The organism is Formivibrio sp. oc-25 (assembly GCF_055810895.1).
The window spans coordinates 1-20,610 of sequence record NZ_JBVVOL010000036.1 but is presented as its reverse complement, the minus strand read 5'-3'; the positions used below and the strand labels follow the sequence as shown (position 1 = coordinate 20,610).

24 protein-coding genes and 1 tRNA gene are annotated in these 20,610 nt (G+C 58.0%); 13 read left to right on the top strand and 12 right to left on the bottom strand.

Features of this window, described 5'->3' with window-relative positions; translation table 11 throughout:
• Positions 1-209 precede the first annotated feature (209 nt).
• Positions 210-1,205, top strand: coding sequence for a TRAP transporter substrate-binding protein (locus AC0KVQ_RS14925; RefSeq protein ID WP_473421974.1), 996 nt, complete (start codon positions 210-212; stop codon positions 1,203-1,205).
• Between the two features lie 102 nt (positions 1,206-1,307).
• The gene (locus tag AC0KVQ_RS14920; protein ID WP_473421973.1) at positions 1,308-2,081 is read left to right on the top strand and encodes an SDR family NAD(P)-dependent oxidoreductase; all 774 of its coding nucleotides are present in this window, start codon (positions 1,308-1,310) and stop codon (positions 2,079-2,081) included.
• An 83-nt stretch (positions 2,082-2,164) separates the two neighbouring features.
• On the opposite strand, the gene AC0KVQ_RS14915 is transcribed toward AC0KVQ_RS14920, so the two are convergent.
• Positions 2,165-3,520 (bottom strand): MFS transporter, encoded by a 1,356-nt coding sequence (locus tag AC0KVQ_RS14915; RefSeq protein WP_473421972.1) that lies wholly within the window; start codon positions 3,518-3,520, stop codon positions 2,165-2,167.
• 221 nt (positions 3,521-3,741) lie between these two features.
• Here AC0KVQ_RS14915 and AC0KVQ_RS14910 point away from each other — a divergent pair, with 221 nt between their 5' ends.
• Positions 3,742-4,674: a LysR family transcriptional regulator gene (locus tag AC0KVQ_RS14910; protein ID WP_473421971.1), complete on the top strand. Its 933-nt coding sequence runs from the start codon at positions 3,742-3,744 to the stop codon at positions 4,672-4,674.
• Positions 4,675-4,921: 247 nt separating this feature from the next.
• On the opposite strand, the gene AC0KVQ_RS14905 is transcribed toward AC0KVQ_RS14910, so the two are convergent.
• Positions 4,922-5,815 (bottom strand): LysR family transcriptional regulator, encoded by an 894-nt coding sequence (locus AC0KVQ_RS14905; protein WP_473421970.1) that lies wholly within the window; start codon positions 5,813-5,815, stop codon positions 4,922-4,924.
• Positions 5,816-5,916: 101 nt separating this feature from the next.
• Between AC0KVQ_RS14905 and AC0KVQ_RS14900 the strand changes: the two genes are divergently transcribed.
• The 4 genes from AC0KVQ_RS14900 to AC0KVQ_RS14885 are packed head-to-tail and all read left to right on the top strand — an operon-like array spanning position 5,917 to position 8,472.
• Positions 5,917-6,720 (top strand): DODA-type extradiol aromatic ring-opening family dioxygenase, encoded by an 804-nt coding sequence (locus AC0KVQ_RS14900; RefSeq protein WP_473421969.1) that lies wholly within the window; start codon positions 5,917-5,919, stop codon positions 6,718-6,720.
• A gap of 14 nt (positions 6,721-6,734) precedes the next feature.
• Complete coding sequence (locus AC0KVQ_RS14895; RefSeq protein ID WP_473421968.1) at positions 6,735-7,280, top strand: cytochrome b; 546 nt, start codon at positions 6,735-6,737, stop codon at positions 7,278-7,280.
• Between the two features lie 23 nt (positions 7,281-7,303).
• Positions 7,304-7,873 (top strand): YceI family protein, encoded by a 570-nt coding sequence (locus tag AC0KVQ_RS14890; RefSeq protein WP_473421967.1) that lies wholly within the window; start codon positions 7,304-7,306, stop codon positions 7,871-7,873.
• 32 nt (positions 7,874-7,905) lie between these two features.
• Positions 7,906-8,472, top strand: a complete 567-nt coding sequence (locus tag AC0KVQ_RS14885; protein WP_473421966.1) for a YceI family protein — start codon at positions 7,906-7,908, stop codon at positions 8,470-8,472.
• A 68-nt stretch (positions 8,473-8,540) separates the two neighbouring features.
• Here AC0KVQ_RS14885 and AC0KVQ_RS14880 read toward each other — a convergent pair whose 3' ends face one another.
• Positions 8,541-8,678, bottom strand: a complete 138-nt coding sequence (locus tag AC0KVQ_RS14880) for a hypothetical protein (RefSeq protein ID WP_473421965.1) — start codon at positions 8,676-8,678, stop codon at positions 8,541-8,543.
• A 180-nt stretch (positions 8,679-8,858) separates the two neighbouring features.
• Between AC0KVQ_RS14880 and AC0KVQ_RS14875 the strand changes: the two genes are divergently transcribed.
• A complete protein-coding gene (locus AC0KVQ_RS14875) occupies positions 8,859-9,047 on the top strand; it encodes a 4-oxalocrotonate tautomerase (RefSeq protein WP_473421964.1) in 189 nt (62 codons plus the stop codon).
• 60 nt (positions 9,048-9,107) lie between these two features.
• Here AC0KVQ_RS14875 and AC0KVQ_RS14870 read toward each other — a convergent pair whose 3' ends face one another.
• Positions 9,108-10,031 carry a 2-hydroxyacid dehydrogenase gene (locus tag AC0KVQ_RS14870; protein ID WP_473421963.1) on the bottom strand — a complete coding sequence of 308 codons (924 nt, stop codon included), beginning with the start codon at positions 10,029-10,031 and terminating at the stop codon, positions 9,108-9,110.
• Between the two features lie 163 nt (positions 10,032-10,194).
• Here AC0KVQ_RS14870 and AC0KVQ_RS14865 point away from each other — a divergent pair, with 163 nt between their 5' ends.
• Positions 10,195-10,872: a Crp/Fnr family transcriptional regulator gene (locus AC0KVQ_RS14865; protein ID WP_473421962.1), complete on the top strand. Its 678-nt coding sequence runs from the start codon at positions 10,195-10,197 to the stop codon at positions 10,870-10,872.
• Positions 10,873-10,936: 64 nt separating this feature from the next.
• Positions 10,937-11,260: a N(2)-fixation sustaining protein CowN gene (gene cowN, locus AC0KVQ_RS14860; protein WP_473421961.1), complete on the top strand. Its 324-nt coding sequence runs from the start codon at positions 10,937-10,939 to the stop codon at positions 11,258-11,260.
• Positions 11,261-11,304: 44 nt separating this feature from the next.
• Here the strand turns inward: cowN and AC0KVQ_RS14855 are convergent, their stop codons facing one another.
• From AC0KVQ_RS14855 to dgoD, 3 genes are all read right to left on the bottom strand, one after another.
• Entirely contained in the window at positions 11,305-11,952 is a 648-nt protein-coding gene (locus AC0KVQ_RS14855) for a 2-dehydro-3-deoxy-6-phosphogalactonate aldolase (RefSeq protein WP_473421960.1), read from the bottom strand.
• A gap of 28 nt (positions 11,953-11,980) precedes the next feature.
• Entirely contained in the window at positions 11,981-12,928 is a 948-nt protein-coding gene (locus tag AC0KVQ_RS14850) for a 2-dehydro-3-deoxygalactonokinase (protein ID WP_473421958.1), read from the bottom strand.
• 178 nt (positions 12,929-13,106) lie between these two features.
• Entirely contained in the window at positions 13,107-14,255 is a 1,149-nt protein-coding gene (gene dgoD, locus AC0KVQ_RS14845) for a galactonate dehydratase (protein ID WP_473421957.1), read from the bottom strand.
• Positions 14,256-14,511: 256 nt separating this feature from the next.
• Between dgoD and gntR the strand changes: the two genes are divergently transcribed.
• Positions 14,512-15,531 (top strand): HTH-type transcriptional regulator GntR, encoded by a 1,020-nt coding sequence (gntR, locus tag AC0KVQ_RS14840; RefSeq protein WP_473421956.1) that lies wholly within the window; start codon positions 14,512-14,514, stop codon positions 15,529-15,531.
• Positions 15,532-15,575: 44 nt separating this feature from the next.
• On the opposite strand, the gene AC0KVQ_RS14835 is transcribed toward gntR, so the two are convergent.
• The 4 genes from AC0KVQ_RS14835 to AC0KVQ_RS14820 are packed head-to-tail and all read right to left on the bottom strand — an operon-like array spanning position 15,576 to position 18,233.
• Positions 15,576-16,166 (bottom strand): BON domain-containing protein, encoded by a 591-nt coding sequence (locus tag AC0KVQ_RS14835; protein ID WP_473421955.1) that lies wholly within the window; start codon positions 16,164-16,166, stop codon positions 15,576-15,578.
• Positions 16,167-16,169: 3 nt separating this feature from the next.
• Positions 16,170-16,760 (bottom strand): phosphoheptose isomerase, encoded by a 591-nt coding sequence (locus AC0KVQ_RS14830; protein WP_473421954.1) that lies wholly within the window; start codon positions 16,758-16,760, stop codon positions 16,170-16,172.
• 16 nt (positions 16,761-16,776) lie between these two features.
• Positions 16,777-17,118, bottom strand: a complete 342-nt coding sequence (locus AC0KVQ_RS14825; RefSeq protein ID WP_473421953.1) for a YraN family protein — start codon at positions 17,116-17,118, stop codon at positions 16,777-16,779.
• The gene (locus tag AC0KVQ_RS14820) at positions 17,115-18,233 is read right to left on the bottom strand and encodes a penicillin-binding protein activator (protein ID WP_473421952.1); all 1,119 of its coding nucleotides are present in this window, start codon (positions 18,231-18,233) and stop codon (positions 17,115-17,117) included. Before AC0KVQ_RS14820 ends, AC0KVQ_RS14825 begins: the two co-directional genes overlap by 4 nt.
• Here AC0KVQ_RS14820 and rsmI point away from each other — a divergent pair.
• Both rsmI and AC0KVQ_RS14810 read left to right on the top strand, forming a co-directional pair.
• Positions 18,228-19,091: a 16S rRNA (cytidine(1402)-2'-O)-methyltransferase gene (gene rsmI, locus AC0KVQ_RS14815; RefSeq protein WP_473421951.1), complete on the top strand. Its 864-nt coding sequence runs from the start codon at positions 18,228-18,230 to the stop codon at positions 19,089-19,091. The two genes, AC0KVQ_RS14820 and rsmI, sit on opposite strands and share 6 nt — an antisense overlap.
• A 47-nt stretch (positions 19,092-19,138) precedes the next feature.
• Positions 19,139-19,223: transfer RNA gene (locus tag AC0KVQ_RS14810), tRNA-Leu, on the top strand.
• A gap of 206 nt (positions 19,224-19,429) precedes the next feature.
• On the opposite strand, the gene AC0KVQ_RS14805 is transcribed toward AC0KVQ_RS14810, so the two are convergent.
• Positions 19,430-20,512: a putative bifunctional diguanylate cyclase/phosphodiesterase gene (locus AC0KVQ_RS14805; RefSeq protein WP_473421975.1), complete on the bottom strand. Its 1,083-nt coding sequence runs from the start codon at positions 20,510-20,512 to the stop codon at positions 19,430-19,432.
• Positions 20,513-20,610: the final 98 nt, after the last annotated feature.

The window sequence follows — 20,610 nt, the reverse complement described above, 5'->3', positions numbered from 1 at the left end:
TTCGAGGCATGCGTGAAGGGTGTGCTGCCGTACCTGGGCGCCATGCTGGCCCTGTTGCTGCTGTTTGCCCTGTTCCCGGCGCTGATCCTCACCCCGTTGGGCTGGATGTTGTGATTCCCAAGAACATGCCCTGCTGTCAGTCCAACAACCATTTAATGGCAGCAGGTTGTGTGCAGTTTTGTGTGGTTTCTTAACTAGGAGAAGTTGAAATGAAGTTCAAATCTATCGCCCTGCGTTCCCTTCTGGCAGCCGGCCTGGTGACCGCCACCATCGGTGCGGCACAAGCCACCACCTCGCTGCGTTTTGCTTCCGAAGCCCCGCGTACCGATACGCAGTACATCGCCGGCCAGAAATTCAGCGAACTGCTGAAGGCCAAGACCAATGGCGCGCTCGATCTGAAGCTGTTCCCGGACAGCACCCTGGGTAACGCCCAGGCTGCCATTACCGGTGTACGCGGCGGCACCATCGACATGCTGGTTTCCGGCTCCAACAACTTCAGCGGCCTGGTCCCGCTGGTCGGCATGTTCGATATTCCGTTCCTGTTCAAGGATACTGCCCACGCCTACCGCGTGCTCGATGGCAAGGTCGGCCAGGACATGCTCGCCAAGCTGGATACGATTGGCCTGAAAGGTCTGGCCTTCTGGGATAACGGCTGGCGCCAGATGACCAACTCCAAGGGTCCGATCCGCACCCCGGCCGACGTGAAGGGCCTGAAGATGCGCACCACCGGCGCTCCGGTGCATATCGAAGCATTCAAGCTGCTCGGCGCCAACCCGGTACCGATGCCCCTGGCTGAACTCTATACCGCGCTGGAAATGAAGACGGTGGATGCGCAGGAACACCCGATTGGTGTGTTTGTGTCGGCCAAGCTGTACGAAGTGCAGAAGCACCTGACCCTGTCCTACCACGCTTACAGCGCTCTGATCGTGGCCGTGAACAAGGCCAAGTTCGATGCACTGCCGGCCGACCAGCAGAAAGCCTTGGTTGAAGCTGCGCGCGAAGCCGGCCAACTGCAGCGCAAGCTGAACAACGAAGCCATCGCCAAGCAGGTGGAAGAAGTGAAGAAGGCTGGCGTACAAGTGGTCGAGAAAATCGATCCGGCTCCGTTTGCCGACGCTACCAAGGGTGTGCGCGCTTCGTTCATCGGCAAGTTCGGTGGCGAAGCCGAACTCAAGGCAATCGATGCCGTGCGTGATGCCAAGTAATATCCGAGTGTGAGTATCCGGCCCGGTTTCCTCCTCGACCGGGCCGTTTTTTATTTCCGCTATCATTGAACAAATCATTTCTGCACTGACAGGAGTTGGCTCATGCAATACACATTACAAGAGATGTATGGGCTGCATGACAGGGTATGCATCGTTACCGGCGCCAGCCGTGGTATCGGGCGCGAGATCGCTTTCGGCCTGGCCCAGCTCGGCGCCATCCCCATTCTGGTTGGCCGATCCCAGCCCCTGCTCGATGAGGCGCTGTCTGATCTGAAAAACCTACAATTGGCTGGTGAAGCCATGGCCGTCGATATCACCGACGAAGCCCAGGTTCAACACATGGTGGAACAGGTGCTGGCCAAATACGGGCGGATCGATGGCCTGGTCAACTGTGCCGGTACCACGCACATCCAGGATGTCAGCCACTTCGATATCCAGAAATTCCGCGAAGTCATCGACAGCAACCTTACCGGCGCAATGATCTGCTGCAAGGCAGTCAGCCCGGCCATGCTGGCGCAAAAGTCCGGCCGCATCGTAAACATCTCATCGGTACGCGGTTCGCAAGGGCGTGCTGGCTATTCTGCCTACGCGGCCAGCAAAGGCGCACTCAATACCCTGACCAAATCGCTGGCAGTGGAGCTTGCTCCGCATGGCATCAACGTCAATGCCGTGGCGCCGATTTTCACGCTGACCGATATCAACAAGGACATTCTTGAAAACAAGGAAGTCTACAACTGGGTCATCAGCCGCCTGCCCAAGGGACGCCTGTGCGAAAAGCATCTGCTGGTCGGCCCGGTGGCCTTTCTGCTTGCACCCTGTTCAGAATTCATCACGGGCGAAATTCTGTATGTCGACGGTGGCTGGACGGCGGGCTGATGATCAAGATTCGTTTGCCGTTTGATTGTTTAAAGTTCAATCAAACGGCAAACGAATCCGGGGCAACCCGCACCAGATCAGGATCAGCGCAATTCAACCCGTTTCACTTCGCCTACCAGCAAGAGATAAACGGCAATGGCCGCCAGTCCATGCAAACCCACCCAAAGCAGCGCGCCATTGAATGAGCCGGTGGTCTGGACGATGTAGCCGATGGCAATCGGGGTGGTGATGCTCGAAATATTGCCACAGGTATTGAACAGGCCGCCGGACAACCCGGCAATTTGCCTCGGCGCAGTATCGGCATTCAAGGCCCAGCCCTGCGCTCCCACGCCTTTGCCGAAATATGACAACGCCAGGAAGAAAATGACCGCCGCTTCGGCATCGATATAGTTGCAGGCGATCATCGTCATCGACAGCAGCATGCCAATGACGATGGGCGTCTTGCGCGCCACGGTCAGGGAAAAACCGCGCCGCAACATGGCATCCGATATCACCCCGCCCAGTAGCCCGCCGGCAAAGCCGCACAAGGCTGGAATCACCGAAACAAAACCGGCTTTCAGAATGGACATGTGCTTTTCCCGGACCAGATAAACCGGGAACCAGGTGATATAGAAATACGTCAGCGCATTGGTGAAGTACTGGCCCAGATAGATGCCGACCATCATGCGGTTGGTCAGCAACTGCCTGATGTGGGCCAATGTCTGGCCTTTGGCCCGATTGCCGTTCTTGCGATCCTGATCCATGTTGACCAGAGCCCCTCCCTGCTCGATGAACGCCAGTTCACCAGCATTGGCCAGCGGATGATCCTTGGGATCATGAATCAGCTTGCGCCACACCAGCAGAAACGCCATCCCCAGCGCGCCCATCAGCACATAGACCGACTGCCAGCCAAAATCACGAATCAGCCAGCCGATCAGCGGGGCAAAAAACACCGTGGCGGCATACTGGGCGGAACTGAAAATCGCCGATGCGGTGGCCCGTTCGCTCGCCGGAAACCAGGAAGCCACAATCCGGCTGTTGGCAGGAAACACCGGTGCCTTGAAGATTCCGATCAAAAAGCGCAGAGAAAAAAGGCTTGCCACTGCGGCAAATCCGCTGAAGAAACCGATGGCCCCCGTCATCCAGGTCAGCAGCGACCAGATGAAAATGCAGGAGGCATAAACAAGTTTGGAGCCGAATCGATCCAGAAACCAGCCGCCCGGAATCTGGGCCACGGCATACGACCAGCCGAAGGCCGAGAACACGTAGCCCAATGTGACCGAATCGAAATCAAGCTCCTTGGCCATGATCGGCCCGGCCAGTGAAATCACGACATGATCGGCATAATTGATCACCGTGATCAGGAACAGGACAACGGCGATCAGCCAGCGCACCCGGGTTTTGCGCAACGTCGGTGCTTCTCCAGCTGATATGATGGCAAGCTCACTGTTGTTTTGCATGGTGTTTACCTGTAAACCGCTAAGGCAGCGGCCTGCTGAGAATGGATGTATCCCGGCGCCTTGCGGCAATGCCAACCGGCACACGAATCATCAAGAACAGAGCTGATGGCCGCACCGAGCAAATCTGCGGTCACGCCCTGATGGACGAACTGGCTCGCATGGTAATCCCTTACAGCCAGCCGGTCTAAACCAGAAATTGTATTACCGGATTCAGTTTTTAAATGGCACTTGATATCAACCAATTGAACTGCTTTGTAGCCGTTGCCGAAGAATTGCATTTCGGCCGCGCCGCCGTACGCCTGTGCATGACCCAGCCCCCCTTGAGCCGGCAGATTCAGTTGCTTGAGCAGACCCTTGGGGTGCAATTACTTGAGCGTAACAACCGGCACGTGCGCCTGACCGCAGCCGGGCGAATCTTTCTGCCCGATGCGCTTCGTATCCTGCACTTGACCGAGCAGGCCACCATCACCGCGCGTCGCGCCAGCACAGGCGAAGTTGGCCGTATTGTGATCGGGTTCACTTCGGTGACCGGCGTAGAGCTGATGCCACAGCTGGTAGTGGCCGCTCGCAAGGTATTGCCGCATATCGACATCATTCTCAAGGAAATGGTTTCGATCGAGCAGATTCATGAGCTGGAAGCCAATACCATCGATCTGGGATTCATGCGTTCGCTGCCCGCGCGCGAAAATCTCACACGCGAACGCATTGCCAGTGAAAAACTGATTGCGGCATTGCCGATGGATCACCCGCTGACGGAGAAGACGGTAATTCAACTGGAGGACCTGCATGGTTTGCCGTTCATTACCTATACCCCGACAGCCGGCAATTATCTTTACACCCTCATTTCCACCCTGCTGAACGAGCGCGGCATTGTGCCGGACTATATCCAGCATATTGATGAATCGCACACCATTCTGGGCCTGGTTCGCGCCGGGCTGGGGGTTTCGATCGTGCCGGAATCCGTGGCCATTCTCTATACCGACAGCGTGGCCTACCGCCCGCTGGGGCACGAAGCCATACTCGCCGAAACCAGCATGATCTGGCGGGCCGACAGCAACAACCCGGCACTGGCAACCTTCCGCGACTTCGCATCCAGGCACTTCGCTTCGCTGCGCACGCTGGCAGAAAATACACAGATGCAGCATGGCAATTGATCATGCACTCAATTCAAATACAGAATGACACGATCCAAAAATTGGATTGGACAAACCCTATACCGATTTTCTATCATCAACAGCAATCAGGCATCACTTGCATATTTGCCGCAGCCTAATTCATTTCAGATAAAAACACCGGCAAATACCTACGAAAAACACCTAGCAATTTCCCTCACGCCGACTCTTTAGGGAGTCGGTATTTTTTTGCAATTTCCCGCACCATTTCAATATTCCGAAAATCGATTCAGCCATCTGAATTGACAAGTCTTTGTGCCAGGAAATCCAGCAATACCCGCAAACGATGTGGCATGAAACGATTGCTGGGCAATACCGCGTAAATACCCAGTTCTGGAATGGGAAAATCACAGAGGATTTCGCACAGTACGCCGCCATCAAGCCACTCCTGTGCCGAAAAGGTTGTTTCATAGGCAATTCCCAGCCCAGCGGCGGCAGCGCGCAGCAGCACATCGCCGTTATTGGCCCGCAAACGCGGCTGGATCGGAAACATTTCCAGCTTGCCATCCACCATGAATCCCCAGCGCTGCCCGTGTGCCATTTCCGTATAGCCCAGGCATTGATGGTGCAGCAATTCGGAAGGATGGCGCGGTTCGCCATGGCGGGCGAGATAATCCGGCGAAGCCACGACCACCATGCGCCCGCCACCCAGCCGGCGCACCACATCGCCGGGATCCAGCCGGGAAGTAATGCGCACGGCCATATCGATCCCTTCCTGGATCAGATTGACGCGGCGATCGGAATATTCCATATCCAGCTCCACCTCCGGATACAGGCTGGAGAATTCCAGCAAAAGCGGCGCCAGATATTTCTGGCCATAGACCAGCGGCAGACTCAGACGGATCAGGCCGCGCGGGATTTGTCTTTCCTCGGCGATTCCGGTCTCCGCGACTTCCACCAGATTCAGGATCACCCGGCATTTTTCCAGATAGGCAGTCCCCCCAGGAGTAAGCGACAGCCGCCGTGTACTGCGGGCCAACAGCTTGACGCCCAGATGGGCTTCCAGCGCGGCAATCTGGCGGGTCACCACTGAACGCGCCACGCCCAATTGCTGCGCTACGGCCGAAAAGCTGCCCAGTTCTGCCACCCGAACGAATAACTGCATGGCATCCAGCCGATCCATCGCCCCCTCCTGTTGCATAAATAGCAACAATCATTTGCATATTGTTGGCTATTTAAGCACAAAAGAAATCATTAAAGTGGATTCCAAGACGGAGAACGATCATGAATGCCAGACTCAATCCTTTGCCCAGCCTGTTCGTGCCACATGGCGCACCGACATTTGCCCTGCATCCGGGCGCAACCGGCACCGCCTTGCGCAATGCCGCCATGCAACTGCCGCGGCCGCGCGCAATCATCGTGATCAGCGCGCACTGGGATACTCCGCAAGCCATGGTCGGCTTTGCCGAGCGGCCTGCAACCATCCATGATTTCTGGGGTTTCCCGCAGGATTTGTACGCCATCACCTACCCGGCCACCGGCAGCCGCGAGGCCAGCCAGGAAGTGCTGTCCGCACTGCAGGCCGCCGGCTTCCCGGCTCAGGCTGCCACTGAGCAGGGGCTGGACCACGGCGCATGGATTCCGCTGCGCATCATGTTTCCAGAGGCCGATATCCCGGTGCTGCCGCTTTCGATTCAAAGCCGGCTCGGCCCTGAACACCATTATCGGCTGGGCCAGGCACTGCAGCCGCTGACCCAACGTGGTTTTCTGGTTGTCGCCTCGGGCAACCTCACGCACAACCTGGCCGATTTCCAGCGGGCACATGGCAGCGACCATCAGGCACCTGACTATGTCCGCGCGTTTTCCGACTGGTTCTGGCAAAAACTGCAGGCCCACGATCTGCCTGCCCTGCTGGATTACCGCAATCAGGCACCGGCTGCCAGACAAGCCCACCCGCGCGATGAACACCTGCTGCCGCTCTATGTGGCACTGGGTGCGGCCACTGCAGATGCCCAAGTCATCCGCCTGCATGCCGGTATCGATGATTACGTCATCGCCATGGATGCCTTCGCCTTTCAACCTGCATAAATTCGAGTACGCCGATGAATACCCACCACAAATACTCCACTCCGGCCATGGCCCTGCACTGGCTGATGGCTGCCAGCCTGTTTGGCCTCTTGCTGCTGGGCTTCTACATGACCGGGTTGCCACTCTCGCCGCGCAAGCTGCAATTCTATTCCTGGCACAAATGGGCCGGCATCACCCTGTTTGCACTGCTCTGGCTGCGCCTGGCCTGGCGCCTGTGGCAACGCCCACCCGCCCTGCCCGCGCACATGAACCGCCTGGAGCAGTTCGTGGCGCATGCCGGCCATGCACTGCTTTACCTGCTGATGTTTGCAATTCCTGTTTCTGGCTGGCTGATGAGTTCGGCCATGGGCTTTCAGACCGTGCTGTTCGGGTTCTGGCCGATTCCGGATCTGCTGGAACGCAATCGCGAACTGGCCAGCGTGCTCGCCACCCTGCACGGCAGGCTGAATCTGCTGCTGGTTCTGGTTGTGCTGGGCCATGTTGGTGCCGCACTCAAGCACCATTTCATCGACAAGGACCACGTACTGCGCCGGATGCTGCCCGGCCATCACGCATCCTGATTACAAAAACTGGAGAACACCTTATGCGTATCGCCCACACGCTGCCAGCGCTCGCGCTGGCTGCCGCCCTCAGCCTGCCCGCCATTGGTCATGCGGTTGAATTCAAAACCGTCCACACCGACAAAAGCTCGCTTGGCTTTGTCTACAAGCAGATGGGCGTTGGCATGGAAGGGCATTTCAAGAAATTCTCGGCCCAACTGAGCTTTGATCCGGCCAAACCAGCCGCCGCCAAGGCCAGCATGGATGTGGAGCTGGCCAGTATCGATGCCGGATCGCCGGAAGCCAACGACGAGGTCGGCAACAAATCCTGGTTCAACACCAAGGCATTCCCTTCTGCCCGCTTTGTTTCCAGCGCGATCAAGCCGCTGGGAGGCAACCGCTATGAAGTCAGCGGCCAGCTCAGCATCAAGGGGCGCACGGTGCCTGTGGTAGCACCGACAACCGTGACGATTCAAGGCAAACAGGCCAGCTTCGATGGCAGCTTTGTGATCAAGCGCGCCGACTTTGCCATCGGCGAAGGCCAATGGGCCGACTTCGGCATTGTGGCCAACGATATTCAGATCAAATTCCGCATGCTCGCCAGCAGCCAATGATTTTTTGCACCAATCCCTGGAGATAAAACACCATGAAACGTACCCTGACCGCACTCCTGTTCACCACCATCAGCGCCGCCGCACTCGCCGCGCCGGAAACCTTTGTGATTGATGGCTCGCATACCTTTCCGCGCTTTTCCTACAGCCATTTTGGCTATTCCAAACAATTGAGCCGCTTCAACAAGACCAGCGGCCAGATCGTGCTCGACAAGGCAGCCAAGACAGGGGTGGTCGATGTCACCATCGACATGAAATCGGTGGATACCGGCTTTGAAGCGTTCAACGGCCATATTCAGGGGGAAGATTTCTTCGATACCGCCAAGTATCCGACTGCCACCTTCAAATCGACCAAGGTGCATTTTGATGGCGACAAGCCCACGGCGGTCGATGGCAATCTGACGATCAAGGGCATTACCAAGCCAGTTACCCTCGCCCTCGAAAGCTTCCAGCTGATGCCGCATCCGATGATGAAAAAGGATGCCATCGGCGCGAATGCGGTAACCAAGATCAAACGCTCCGAATTCAACGCCGGCAAGTTCGCCCCGCACGTGGGCGATGAGGTGACAATCGAAATCGCCGTGGAAGCCATCAAGCAGTAAGCTTTTGCCCGAAACCGGCGGGGAATGGGATCAATGAATGCCATCCCCCGACCAGGTCTGGCACAGGTTCAGCGCCGCCACCACAACAGAAGCAGCAGCACCGCAACGCCCGCGATCACCGGCCAGGGCAGTTCCCTGATGGCAGACCACATGGCGGAAGGCAGCCAGCTGAACTGGCCACCCGCAAGCAAACCATATTCGATCATGGTCGTTTCCCCGTTCGGGGGTGGAAAGATGCCAGGCCGGCGCGCGCCTGGCATTTCCATTTTAGGCGCTGTTGCCGATCATGTTTTCCCTGCCGGCTAGCCATTCATCCGCTGCTTGTCACGGGACGTCCGGCATTGCATCATGGCTCCCGGTCTGAACCTATCAACAAGGAGATTTTCATGCCAACCATGCATATCGAACTCTTCGCCGGGCGTACGCCGGAAAAGAAACGCGAACTGGTGGAAGCCCTGACCAAGGAAACCTGCCGCGTACTGGGTTGCGATCCAAGCGCGGTCGACATCATCCTGACCGACGTGGAAAAACATAACTGGGCCACGGCTGGCAAGATGTGGTCGGAACCGGACTGAACACCAGGCGCCAAAGGAAACGGCGAGCTTCAAAAGCTCGCCGTTTTTGTTTTGCCCAATTCAGTAACCCTGCTGGCGGCTGACCCGGGCCGCCACCGTTTCACCCCTTGCATGTGCCTGCAGGTTGGCGGCGATCTGCGCGACGGCATCTTGCGGCACGGTATCGGCGGCCACATGCGGCGTCATGATCAGGCGCGGATGCTGCCAGAACGGATGTTGCGGCGGCAGCGGCTCCCGGGCATAGACATCGAGCATGGCAAAACGCAGCTTGCCGCCATCCAGCCGATCCAGCAGGGCCGATTCATCAATCAGGCTGCCGCGTCCAGCATTGATGATGGCTGACCCTTCGGGCAACCACGACAGACTTTCGGCATTGAGCAGATGCCGGGTTTCGGCCGTGGCAGGCAGCACGCAGAACAGCACATCGGTCTGCGCCAGCAAGGCGCGCAGGCCATCCGCCCCGGCAAAGCACTGCACCTGATCGATCTGCCGGGGCTGGCGACTCCAGCCACAGACCCGGTACCCCATGCCAGCCAGGGATTGGGCCACCTTGCGTCCCAACTCACCCAGCCCGAGCACCGATACCCGCACATCGCGCGCCAGGCGGGTAGCCTGCTGAATCCATTGCCCGGCCAGCTGCTGCCGGCGGTAAACATCCATCTGGCGCTGGTAATGCAATACGCCATACAGGCAGTACTCCTGCATCTGCTGCGCCATACCGGCATCGGCCAGGCGGAAAATCGCCACCTGCGGCGGCACATCTTCGCGCTGCAGCAGCGCATCCACCCCCGCGCCCATCACATGGATCACCTGCAGATTGGGAAAGCGCGCAAAAAAATCGGGCGGTGGTGCCCAGACGGCCGTGTGGGTTACGCGGGTTTCATCCACCACTTCTGGCCAGGCCGCGATTTGCCAATCCGGCAGGGATTGCTGCAGTAGCTGCAAATACAGGTCTTGCTGGTCTGGCGTGTAGAGATAGAGCATGGCTGGAAAAATCCATGAAAGAGGTTGCTGAATTATAAAACACGGCCAAGATCAGCCACGACGATCCTGCAAAATGCATCGGCCAGATCCGGCCATGGCCAGAAAGCACTTGTGGCACGCTCCTTGCTCTGCAATCAACATCAACCATTTGCCGGGCCACGCCATGTTCCATGCTCCTCACGCCATTGCCTGCGGGCATGCCGATCCCTCCCCGCCCCTCTTAGAAAAGTTCTTGCGCCAGCGTTTGCCACGCGGCTATCTGGTCAGTACACCCCAAGATGCCCGCGACCGGATCCTGTGGCTGCGCGAAGGCCGGATCCGGGTCTTTATCGCCAGCGACGACAAGGAATTGACGCTTGCCTATCTGACCACCGGCGAGTTGTTCAGCACCCATACCCGCGCTTACCTGCGCTGCGAAACGGCCTGTGAAGTGTTGAGCATGTCCACGGTGGAGTTCGCCCGCACGATGGCCAATGAACCGGGCATGCTGGCACAAGTCATGCCGGTCTTGGGCCGCATTCTGGATAACAGCATCGCGCTGATCGAGGATCTGGCATTCCGCGATGTGGCCGGGCGGCTGGCGCGTTTTCTGCTCGTCTCGGCCCGACAGCGCGGGCTGCCCGTCAAACCCGGTATCAGTTTTCCGCTGGATCTGTCAGTCAGCGAGATATCGCTGCTGCTGGGCTGCACGCGCCAGACCGTATCCGGCCTCTTCGGGCGACTGGAGCAGGAAGGCGTGATCGCCCGCCCGGCACGCCGGCAGATCTGCATCCTGCATCCAGAAATCCTGCTGCGCTGGCAGGAAGGCGAAATGGAAGATCAGGCGCAAAGTGTCGGCTAGCCGACAGAAAGCGGTCGAGCATCTCCGTAGAATGAGGCTTTCCTTTCCTGCCGGGAGATCACCCATGTCTTGCGCTTGCCAGAATCCGTTCCAGGACGATCCAGACAAACAGGCCAAGCCGGATCGCTATGTCAGCTTTATCGGTCTGGATTGCGATATCAAGGCTGCCGGGCTGATGGCGCTGATTCGCCGCTATATCGACGATCCGCAGCACAGCAATGCATTCTGGGAATACTTCAAGAAAAAGGCTGCGGGCGGCAGCGGCCCGCGTCCGGACGATCTGTTTCTGATTCACAGCAACCTGAATCAGATAAGGGAACTGTTCGAGCAGAAGAACGACAGCGAGGCGCTGAAGCTGCTCGACAGCATCGAGGAGGAATGCTGCTGAATCTGCACGCAAAGGCCGGGATGTAACACCCGGCCTGTTCGCAATCAGGGCTTCAAAGTCTTCCACGCAGCAACGAACGCCTGCGCCCGTACCACCACTTCGGCGCGGGTCAGGCCCGGCTTGTACAGGGCCGAACCGAGACCAAAACCCGTCGCGCCGGCATCGACAAACGGCTGCATGGTATCCGGCGTGATACCGCCCACCGGCAACAGCCGGGTGGCCTTCGGCAGCACCACCTTGATCGCCTTCAGGATCTGCGGCGTGACCAGTTCGGCCGGAAACAGCTTGAGTGCATCGGCGCCGGCATGCAGCGCGGCAAACGCTTCGGTCGGCGTCACCACGCCCGGCACGCACAGCATGCCGGCCGCCTTGGCGGCGCGGATCACTTCGGTATCGGCATGCGGCATTACGGTCAGATCCCCTCCGGCGGCCTTGAGTTGCGCCACCTGTTCCAGCGTCAGCACCGTGCCGGCACCCACCAGTGCGTCCTGCGGCAACGCCTGACGAATGGCGGCGATGCTGGTAAACGGATCGGGTGAATTGAGCGGCACTTCGATCAGGCGAAAGCCGGCCTCAAACAGACCTTGGCCAATCTCGACCGCTTCTTCCGGTTTCAGGCCGCGCAGGATCGCCACCAGCGGCAGTTGTGCATTGGCCGCGTCAAAACGGCTGGCCAGGGTGCTATTCGTCATAGTTGGATTTCCTTGAATTCTGTTGATGTTATGGAGTGGCAATCAGCCCGGCAGCGCAGGCCAGGTTCCAGAGTCCGGCCGGGGCGGTATTGTCGAGCACGATGGCATCATGTTTGCCCAGGTACGCCAGGGCGCGTACATAGCGCTGGCACAGCTTCGGCTCGCCGATCAGCACCAGCGGGGCATCCGGTGCAGCGTGCTTGATACCCGCAACCAGTTCATGCCCGATCAGCAGGCCGGACAGATACTCAGCAAGCGCCGCGTGCGGCAATCTTCCCGTCAAGCCAAGGGTGCGAGTGGCGAAGATCTGGTGCGGGAAATCGCCCGGGCCACTATCACGCGCCGTGGCCAGCCCCAGCTCGAAAGCAGATTCTGCATCGCGCGCCAGCGGCTCATCGTCCGACATCAGACGGCCAAGAATCGAGTGTTTCTTCAGCACGGCAAACAATTCGCCGGTCAGGTAGGTGGCAAAGTCGACGATCTGGCCGTTTTCGATCCGCGCCCATTTCGAGTGCGTGCCGGGTAGCACGATCGTGGCACAGCCTGCCCATTGCGGATTCATGAGCAGCGCACCCGCGATCTGAATTTCCTCGCCGCGCATCACATCAGGCAATTGCTGCGGATCATCGAACAGTACGCCGGGCGCGATCAGGATATCCGGCCCCAGCCCCGACGGCACCGCCACGCTGCGTTCGGCCAGCGTCTGCACATCGGCCGGGCAGCGCACATACGGCGCCTCGCACCAGCCCTGCGCACTGCCGACCATGCCGCAAGCCACCACCGGCAGATGCGGCCACATCGCCAGCCAGCCGCCCGCAATCAGGCTGAATGCAGTTTCAAATCCGAGACGTTCGGGCTGTGGCAAATGCTGGATGCCATGTGGCGAGTGGCGGGTTTCCAGCACCTTGCCATCGGCCATCAGGAAGGCACGCAAGCTGGAAGTGCCCCAGTCGAGGGCGAGCAGTTGAGGATTCATGGATTCACATCACCAGCAACAAAAAAGAAAAGATACTGCCTGAGTCAAAGCAGCGAGAGGGGTTTCATTAAACCAGCGCTGCCGTAGGTCAGGTTTTAACACGACAACCTGTAGGAATTGATATCAGCAACAGGATCGACGGACTGAAGTCCGTCCTACGGCATAGCCAAGAATGGTTTTACCACTCGGCCACGGCACCATCGGCATGACGCCACACCGGATTGCGCCAGTCCGGGGCCTTCTTGCTGTTTTCGATCACCAGCTCCTCGTTCACTTCCACGCCCAGGCCCGGTTTCTTCGGCGGCAGCATATAGCCGTTGTGGAACTGGAAGTCTTCCTTGTTGAGCACGTAATCCATCAGTTCGGCGCCCTGGTTGTAGTGGATACCCATGCTCTGCTCCTGCAGCACAGCATTGCGCGAAACGAAGTCGACATGCAGGCAAGACGCCAGTGCCAGGGGGCCTAGCGGGCAATGCGGGGCAAAGCCGATATCGTAGGCTTCGGCCATGGCAGCGATCTTGTAGCATTCGGTAATACCACCAGCATGCGACAGATCAGGCTGCACGATGGAAAGTCCGCCAGCGGCAAACACGCGCTTGAACTCGAAGCGCGAGAACATGCGCTCACCGGCAGCAATCGGGATGTGGGTCATCTCGGCCAGCTTCGGGTAGTACTCGGCCTGTTCGGCCAGAACCGGCTCTTCGATGAACAGTGGGCGATACGGTTCCAGCTCCTTGATCAGCACGCGCGCCATCGGTGCAGCGACGCGGCCGTGGAAATCCAGACCGAATTCGATGCTGTTGCCGAAGGCTTCGCGGATTTCTGCAACCACGGCCACGGCGGCATCGACGGTACGACTGTTGTCGATCAGGCCCATTTCCTCGCAGCCATTGAGTTTGAAGGTATCAAAGCCGATGGCCTGCAGTTTCTTGATGCCGGCAATGGTGTCGCTCGGACGATCGCCACCGACCCAGCTGTACATTTTCATCTTGTCGCGCACCAAGCCGCCCAGCAGCTCGTACACCGGGGCACCCAACACCTTGCCCTTGATGTCCCACAGCGCCTGGTCGATACCGGCGATCGCGCTCATCAGGATCGGGCCGCCGCGGTAGAAGCCGGTGCGATACATGGCCTGCCAGATATCGTTGATGCGCGAAGGGTCCTTGCCGATCACGTATTCGGACAATTCGTTCACAGCCGTTTCCACGCTGCGTGCGCGGCCCTCGATCACCGGCTCACCCCAGCCGGTGATACCTTCATCGGTTTCAATCTTCAGGAACATCCAGCGCGGGGCCAGACGGTAGGTAGTGAGCTTGGTTACTTTCATGACATCAATCCCCAACAATCAACAGCGCAAGGTTAGCGCTAACACAGTTAAAAAAACGGCACTTATCAGCGACATACCCGGCAATTCAATCAGCCAAACATTCGCACACAAACAATAAATAAAGCGAGATAACAAGTTTTTTACAGATGCCAGACACCCTGCCGGGCCTTCCGCAACAAATTTCAGTCAAATGTTAGCGCTAACCAGTGTAAAATGCAACCAGATTACCCAGACAGCAGGAGCCACCTGTACCACCATGGCAGAACGAAAAACACGAGCCTCCGGACGCACCAGTCTTGCCGACGTCGCCGCATTGGCCGGCGTGAGCATGATGACTGTTTCGCGCGCCCTGCGCGGCACAGGTCAAGTCACGCCAGAACTGACCGAAAAGATCAAGCTGGCGGCCGAGCGACTGAATTACATCCCGGACCAGGCCGCCCAGGCACTGGCCTCGTCCAAGAGCGCAGCCGTAGGCGTACTGGTTCCAGCCTTGAGCAACACGGTTTTTTCCGATCTGCTAGAAGCCGTGCACGGGGTTTTGTTCCCGCAGGGCATTCAGGTACTGATCGGCAACACTCACTACGATCCGGAACAGGAGCTGCGGCTGTTGCGCAATTTTTTGTCCTACCGCCCGAGCGGCCTGATCGTGACCGGATTCGACCAATACCCGGAAACACGCAAGCTGATCCAGGCCAGCGGCATTCCGTGCGTACATGTCATGGAAATCAGTGACGACAGTACCCGCTACAGTGTGGGCTTATCGCACACCGCGGCGGCCATGCAAGCCGTGAATTATTTGCTGTTGCAGGGGCGGCGGCGGATTGCCTTTATCGGCGCGCACATGGACCCGCGCACCCGGCAGCGCCACCATGGCTATCAAACCGCGCTGATCCAGCATGGATCGCTCGATCTGGCGCTGGAATGCTGCGTGCCGCAAGCAGCATGCGTCGGACTGGGCAGCACACTGTTTCGGGATCTGCTGGCCAGCCACCCCGATGTCGACGCCATTTTCTGCAGCAACGATGATCTGGCACAGGGTGCCATGTTCGAAGCCTTGCGCTTGGGCATCCGCATTCCGGAACAGGTGGCAGTGATCGGATTCAACGATGTGGAACAGAGTGCGCATTCGGTACCGCGCCTGACCACGGTGCGCACGCCGCGATCGGAAATCGGCGATCAGGCCGCGCACATGCTGCTGGATTTGATACGGGGAAAACCCGTAACGCAGCGAACCATTGATGTCGGGTTTGAGCTGGTTATCAGGGAAAGCGCCTGACGCTGCCACCAATCGGAGCAGGGTCAGGCGCAGTCAAGTCAGGACTATCGGCCGTCGGCCGGGCCGGCTGGGCCCACTTCGACCAGTTTCACCACCTGGCGCACACCATTGACCTTGCTCGCAGCCACGGCCGCGCGTTCGATCAGGTCTGCCTTGGCGATACCCATCAGGTACACCACCTGGCGCTCGGTCGTCACCAGAATATGTACGGCGGTCGCATCGCCGGCTTCTGCCAATACCGCCGTTTTCACGCGGGCACTGATCTGGCTGTCATTGAGCCGATCCATGGACGCGGAAGGTGCCGCCACGACGGTTTCGTTGTAAACCTTGCGCGGCTTGCGGGCGAGCTCCCAAGCGAACTGCTCGATCTGCTGGCGCGCCTTGGCATCGGGCACCTCACCGGTCAGCAACACCAGATCGTTGAACACATTGACATTGACATGGGCGCGCTCCTTGTAGGTTTCGGAGATTCTCGCCTCCAGCTGTGCATCCATGTCAAAGTCCGTCTTGATCGTCTCCGGCCTGCGCGGATCAGAACCAATCCACATACCGACTGCCGCGCCACCGACAAACACCAGCGGGACACAGGCAGTCAGCGTTGCCAAGGCAACCAGCGCCGCAATCAGTTTCTTCATGGCTTATTCCCCTCCCAGCAGCATGTAATCCACGGCATCGCACAGGGCATGGATGATGGTGATATGCACTTCCTGCACGCGGCAGGTACGTTGCACCGGCACACACAGGTGGACATCATCACCGGACAGGAGTTCACCGATCTGGCCGCCATCGCGCCCGGTCAGGGCGATCACGTTCATGCCACGATCATGCGCGGCATGAATGGCGGCGATCACGTTGGCCGAATTGCCAGAGGTGGAAATCGCCACCAGCAGGTCACCGGCGCGCCCCAGCGCATGCACCTGCTTGGAAAAGATCAGGTCGTAGTCGTAATCGTTGGAAATCGCGGTAATCGCCGAGGTATCGGTCGTCAGCGCAATTGCACCCAGACCCGGGCGTTCACGCTCAAACCGGCCCACCATTTCGGCGGCAAAATGCTGGGCATCGGCAGCCGATCCACCATTGCCACAGATCAGCAGCTTGCCGTCGGCAACCAGCGTCTGCACCATTTTTTCGGCCGCCTGAGTCATCAGGGGAGACAGGGTTTCCAGCGCAATCTGTTTGGCCGAGATACTTTCGGCAAAATGTTGCTGCATGCGTTGCATCAAATCCATGCTTTCCTTTCCGGCGTCACCATGACGCATCAATACAATTTTTCAGCCAGTCCAGTTGCCCGCCTTCAAGGCAGACGACATCAAAACGGCAAGCCGGCATGACCGCCAGCGTTTGCAGGTAGACTTGCGCTGCGGCCAGAAGTTTAGCGCGTTTTGTCGCACCGATGCTGGCCGCTGCGCCACCGAAGCGACTGGAAGCACGCTGGCGCACCTCGACAAAAACCAGCGTATCGCCATCACGCGCGATCAGATCCAGCTCGCCCTGGCGACAAGACCAGTTGCGCGTCACAATGCGCAAGCCCTGCTGCTGCAGATATCTGGCGGCAGCGGCTTCCGCCTCGGCACCCAGCTTGTTCACCGCACCACACTCGCCGGCTGCGAGGCATCTGCGGGCGGCGGCGCCAACGCAACGGCCGCAGATGCCTGCACCGGCACCATTTCGCGCACGATAACGCCATCCGGCTGCAAGCGCAGCCAGCCAGTCAGCCCATCCACCGCACTGAAGTTTTCCCCGCGCGCCAGCAATTGCACCAACCACCAGGCATCCACACCCAGCGCGAACAAGCGCTCTTCGTCATCCGAACGATTGAGCTCGCGCGGATAAGCGGCAAACTCGGGCGCTTCCGGATTAAGTAGCCAAGGCATTTCTACATAATGGATTCCGGCCAGATCCACTGGCACGGTACGCCCCACCGCCACCTGCGAGGTGCCGTAAAGCTGGCAATGCGCCGGCAAATACGGTCGCACCAGGCTGGCATTGCGCCCGTTCATGGCAAAAAATACCGCATCGGCCTTTCCCAGCCTCGACTGCAGTTCATTGGCCTGCTCCGCCGCATTGCGAATGGAAATGACAGCAGGCTCGACGCCCGTCTCGGCACGCCAGGCTTCAGCAAATGCCCGCTGCATGCGGGTGGAAAGCGTATTTTCCAGCTTCAGCACCACCGGAACGCTGACCTTTTCACTGCGCATTTCGCGCACCATCTGCTGCACTTCCGCCTCGATCGACAAGCCGAAGCTGTACAGCTTGGGGCGCCGCAGGGTGTCCTGGTCAAAACTGTTGAGTGCCAGCACCGGTACGCCGAGATCAGCCGAATCCGCCAGATAATTAACAGCACTGCGCGTCAGCGGCCCCACCACCGCAACCGCACCTTCGTTCTGTGCCTGATTGAATGCTGCCAGGGTGGAATCTTCACGTTCATCCACATCGAACACACGCATGGGATAGGTCTTGTGGCCACCATGCACCTTGTCGGCCGCCTTCAACCCAGCCTTGATACTATCGGCAGCCAGCTTGAAAGCCTTGTTCTGGCTTTTGGCCGGCAGAATCACCGCGATATAGCGCATGGCCGGCTCGGCCGCAACGGCACTGGCGCCGGCCAAGGTCGCGCCGTATAGTACGGCGGCCGCACCCAGCATACGCAGGCATCTGCCCCAAGCGGCCGGCTTGTTACCCAGGAGAACATCAGCGTGCATCTCGAACCCCGCGCAATCAGCAATTCCACATTATATGTGGTGGCCACCCCGATCGGTAACCTCGGCGACATGACGCCCCGCGCGATCGAGGTACTCAAACAGGTTGACCTGATTGCCGCCGAAGATACCCGGGTCACCGGCCACCTGCTCAAACACTTCGGCATCGGCACCCCCATGGTCAGCTTGCGTGAACACAATGAACGCGCCGTGGCAGACAAACTGGTACAACGCATCAAGGCCGGGGAAAGCATCGCCCAGGTTTCCGATGCCGGCACCCCGGCCATCTCCGACCCCGGAGCGGTGCTGGTTGCCACAGCACATGCGGCCGGCATTGCGGTTGTGCCCGTAGCCGGCCCCTCCGCACTGGCCACCGCGCTCAGCGCATCGGGCTTCACCGCCCCGCACAGCCTGTTCTACGGATTTTTGCCACCCAAAAGCAACCAGCGTCGCGAGACCTTGGAACAACTCAAACATCTGCCCTGGATCAGCGTCTTTTACGAAGCGCCGCATCGCATCGCCGATTGTCTGGATGACATGCAGGCGGTTTTTGGCCCTGAACGTGAAGCGGTGCTCGCACGCGAGCTGACCAAAACCTTTGAAACCATCCGGCGGCTACCGCTTGGCCAACTGGCAGACTGGGTGAAGCAAGATAGCAACCAGCAACGCGGCGAGGCCGTGCTGGTGATCGACGCCGCACCAGCAGTCGAAACTGCCAGCATTGCCGAGCACGATCACGTACTGATTCCGCTACTGGCTGAACTGCCGCTCAAGCAGGCCGTCGCGCTGGCGCAGAAAATTACTGGCGCACCGCGCAACGCACTGTACGAACACGCGCTGGCCCTCAAAAAAAATGACTGACACCTGCTTGCCAGAGAGGGGCGTCTCGTGGATAATCCCGTTCCTCTGCCCGGGTGGCGAAATCGGTAGACGCAGGGGATTCAAAATCCCCCGCTGAAAGGCGTGTCGGTTCGAGTCCGACCCCGGGCACCAAACAAAAAAAGCACTTACGTTTCGGCGTAAGTGCTTTTTTCTTTTGCCCCCCCACAAATTGGGGCATTCCAATCTGATACCTGCCCAAGAATTATTCAATAAGCGCGTTATCAATCGTCCGGGACTGGGCATATATCGCGCATCACAGAGGCCAGCTCTCAGCCCAAGCCAACACTGGCTGCATACTCGTTCCTGCGTGAATTTATTCAGATGCAGTCCGACCATGCAGCAGGCTTGGTCCACTGTGCTACCCAAGCAGGAATTTTCTCTGGCGCCATTGGCTTGGCAATACCGTAACCCTGTGCCTGATCACAACCAAAACGAATGAGAGGAATCGCATGTTCGATTGTTTCCACTCCTTCGGCAGTAACTTGACGATTGAGCGTGCGAGCCATGCTAACGACCCCCTGCACCAGAACTTGATCCTGCTTATTATCGAGGATGTCATAGATGAATGATCGGTCGATCTTGACCACATCAACCGGCAATTGTCTCAAATAAGTCAGCGATGAATATCCCGTACCAAAATCATCCAGGGAAAATCGAATACCAAGATCTCTGCACTCCTGCAGGCGCTGACTTATTTCTTGCAAATTTTCCATGGCCGTCGTTTCAAGAATTTCAAATTCAAGCGAATACGGATCAACATCCTTATAGTCTGCCAATATCAGTTTTAGTCGCTCGACAAAATCTGCTCTCTGAAGATGCTTGGCAAAAATATTAATGCTCACAGGGAGATTAATTCCGAGACTAGACCAGCACTGTTTCTGCCGCATGACCTCATGCAGGATCCACTCCCCTACTTGAAGTGTCAAATCTGTCGACTCAATAACCGGCAAAAATCTCGCGGGTGATAGCAATCCCTCTTCAGGATGCTGCCAGCGTATCAAAGCCTCAACACCAGACACAGCTCCAGTATGCAAATCAATTTTAGGCTGATAAAACAGACAAAATTCTTTTGCCATCAATGCATCTGCCACACGTTGATACTGTGTTTGACGCTCCAGGGACTCACGCTCACTAACAGGATCAAAAAAGTGCATGCAATTTTTGCCACAGCGCTTGGCTTGATACATTGCCTGATCCGCATGTCGAATAAGGGTATCAGGATCATGTACAGCATCAGCAGGATAGACAGTCACACCAATACTTACAGTAAGCGTTACCTGGAATCCATCCAGGCTATACGGCTCGGTCAACCTTTGTAACAGCCGGCCAGCCTCATCCTTTATTTCTTTTTCATGTTTGAAACCGCAGAACAATACAATAAACTCATCCCCGCCTAACAGGATGGTGAAAAACCAAACCCCACCTTCGGTTTTTCACCCCTGAATTTCAAAAAACTGCTTCCTCTTCAAAATCAGCCTGATTTTTCGTCAAATCAGAC

What these genes read in the sequence shown, in the direction of transcription:
- gntR (WP_473421956.1), top strand. Translation starts at nt 14,512, where the DNA reads ATGGCAGAACGAAAAACACGAGCCTCCGGACGCACCAGTCTTGCCGAC.
- cowN (WP_473421961.1), top strand. Translation starts at nt 10,937, where the DNA reads ATGTCTTGCGCTTGCCAGAATCCGTTCCAGGACGATCCAGACAAACAG.
- AC0KVQ_RS14890 (WP_473421967.1), top strand. Translation starts at nt 7,304, where the DNA reads ATGCGTATCGCCCACACGCTGCCAGCGCTCGCGCTGGCTGCCGCCCTC.
- AC0KVQ_RS14915 (WP_473421972.1), bottom strand. Translation starts at nt 3,520, where the DNA reads ATGCAAAACAACAGTGAGCTTGCCATCATATCAGCTGGAGAAGCACCG.
- AC0KVQ_RS14895 (WP_473421968.1), top strand. Translation starts at nt 6,735, where the DNA reads ATGAATACCCACCACAAATACTCCACTCCGGCCATGGCCCTGCACTGG.
- AC0KVQ_RS14835 (WP_473421955.1), bottom strand. Translation starts at nt 16,166, where the DNA reads ATGAAGAAACTGATTGCGGCGCTGGTTGCCTTGGCAACGCTGACTGCC.
- AC0KVQ_RS14855 (WP_473421960.1), bottom strand. Translation starts at nt 11,952, where the DNA reads ATGACGAATAGCACCCTGGCCAGCCGTTTTGACGCGGCCAATGCACAA.
- AC0KVQ_RS14875 (WP_473421964.1), top strand. Translation starts at nt 8,859, where the DNA reads ATGCCAACCATGCATATCGAACTCTTCGCCGGGCGTACGCCGGAAAAG.
- AC0KVQ_RS14885 (WP_473421966.1), top strand. Translation starts at nt 7,906, where the DNA reads ATGAAACGTACCCTGACCGCACTCCTGTTCACCACCATCAGCGCCGCC.
- AC0KVQ_RS14865 (WP_473421962.1), top strand. Translation starts at nt 10,195, where the DNA reads ATGTTCCATGCTCCTCACGCCATTGCCTGCGGGCATGCCGATCCCTCC.
- AC0KVQ_RS14850 (WP_473421958.1), bottom strand. Translation starts at nt 12,928, where the DNA reads ATGAATCCTCAACTGCTCGCCCTCGACTGGGGCACTTCCAGCTTGCGT.
- dgoD (WP_473421957.1), bottom strand. Translation starts at nt 14,255, where the DNA reads ATGAAAGTAACCAAGCTCACTACCTACCGTCTGGCCCCGCGCTGGATG.
- AC0KVQ_RS14880 (WP_473421965.1), bottom strand. Translation starts at nt 8,678, where the DNA reads ATGATCGAATATGGTTTGCTTGCGGGTGGCCAGTTCAGCTGGCTGCCT.
- AC0KVQ_RS14820 (WP_473421952.1), bottom strand. Translation starts at nt 18,233, where the DNA reads ATGCACGCTGATGTTCTCCTGGGTAACAAGCCGGCCGCTTGGGGCAGA.
- AC0KVQ_RS14900 (WP_473421969.1), top strand. Translation starts at nt 5,917, where the DNA reads ATGAATGCCAGACTCAATCCTTTGCCCAGCCTGTTCGTGCCACATGGC.
- AC0KVQ_RS14910 (WP_473421971.1), top strand. Translation starts at nt 3,742, where the DNA reads ATGGCACTTGATATCAACCAATTGAACTGCTTTGTAGCCGTTGCCGAA.
- AC0KVQ_RS14925 (WP_473421974.1), top strand. Translation starts at nt 210, where the DNA reads ATGAAGTTCAAATCTATCGCCCTGCGTTCCCTTCTGGCAGCCGGCCTG.
- AC0KVQ_RS14905 (WP_473421970.1), bottom strand. Translation starts at nt 5,815, where the DNA reads ATGGATCGGCTGGATGCCATGCAGTTATTCGTTCGGGTGGCAGAACTG.
- AC0KVQ_RS14870 (WP_473421963.1), bottom strand. Translation starts at nt 10,031, where the DNA reads ATGCTCTATCTCTACACGCCAGACCAGCAAGACCTGTATTTGCAGCTA.
- AC0KVQ_RS14920 (WP_473421973.1), top strand. Translation starts at nt 1,308, where the DNA reads ATGCAATACACATTACAAGAGATGTATGGGCTGCATGACAGGGTATGC.
- AC0KVQ_RS14830 (WP_473421954.1), bottom strand. Translation starts at nt 16,760, where the DNA reads ATGGATTTGATGCAACGCATGCAGCAACATTTTGCCGAAAGTATCTCG.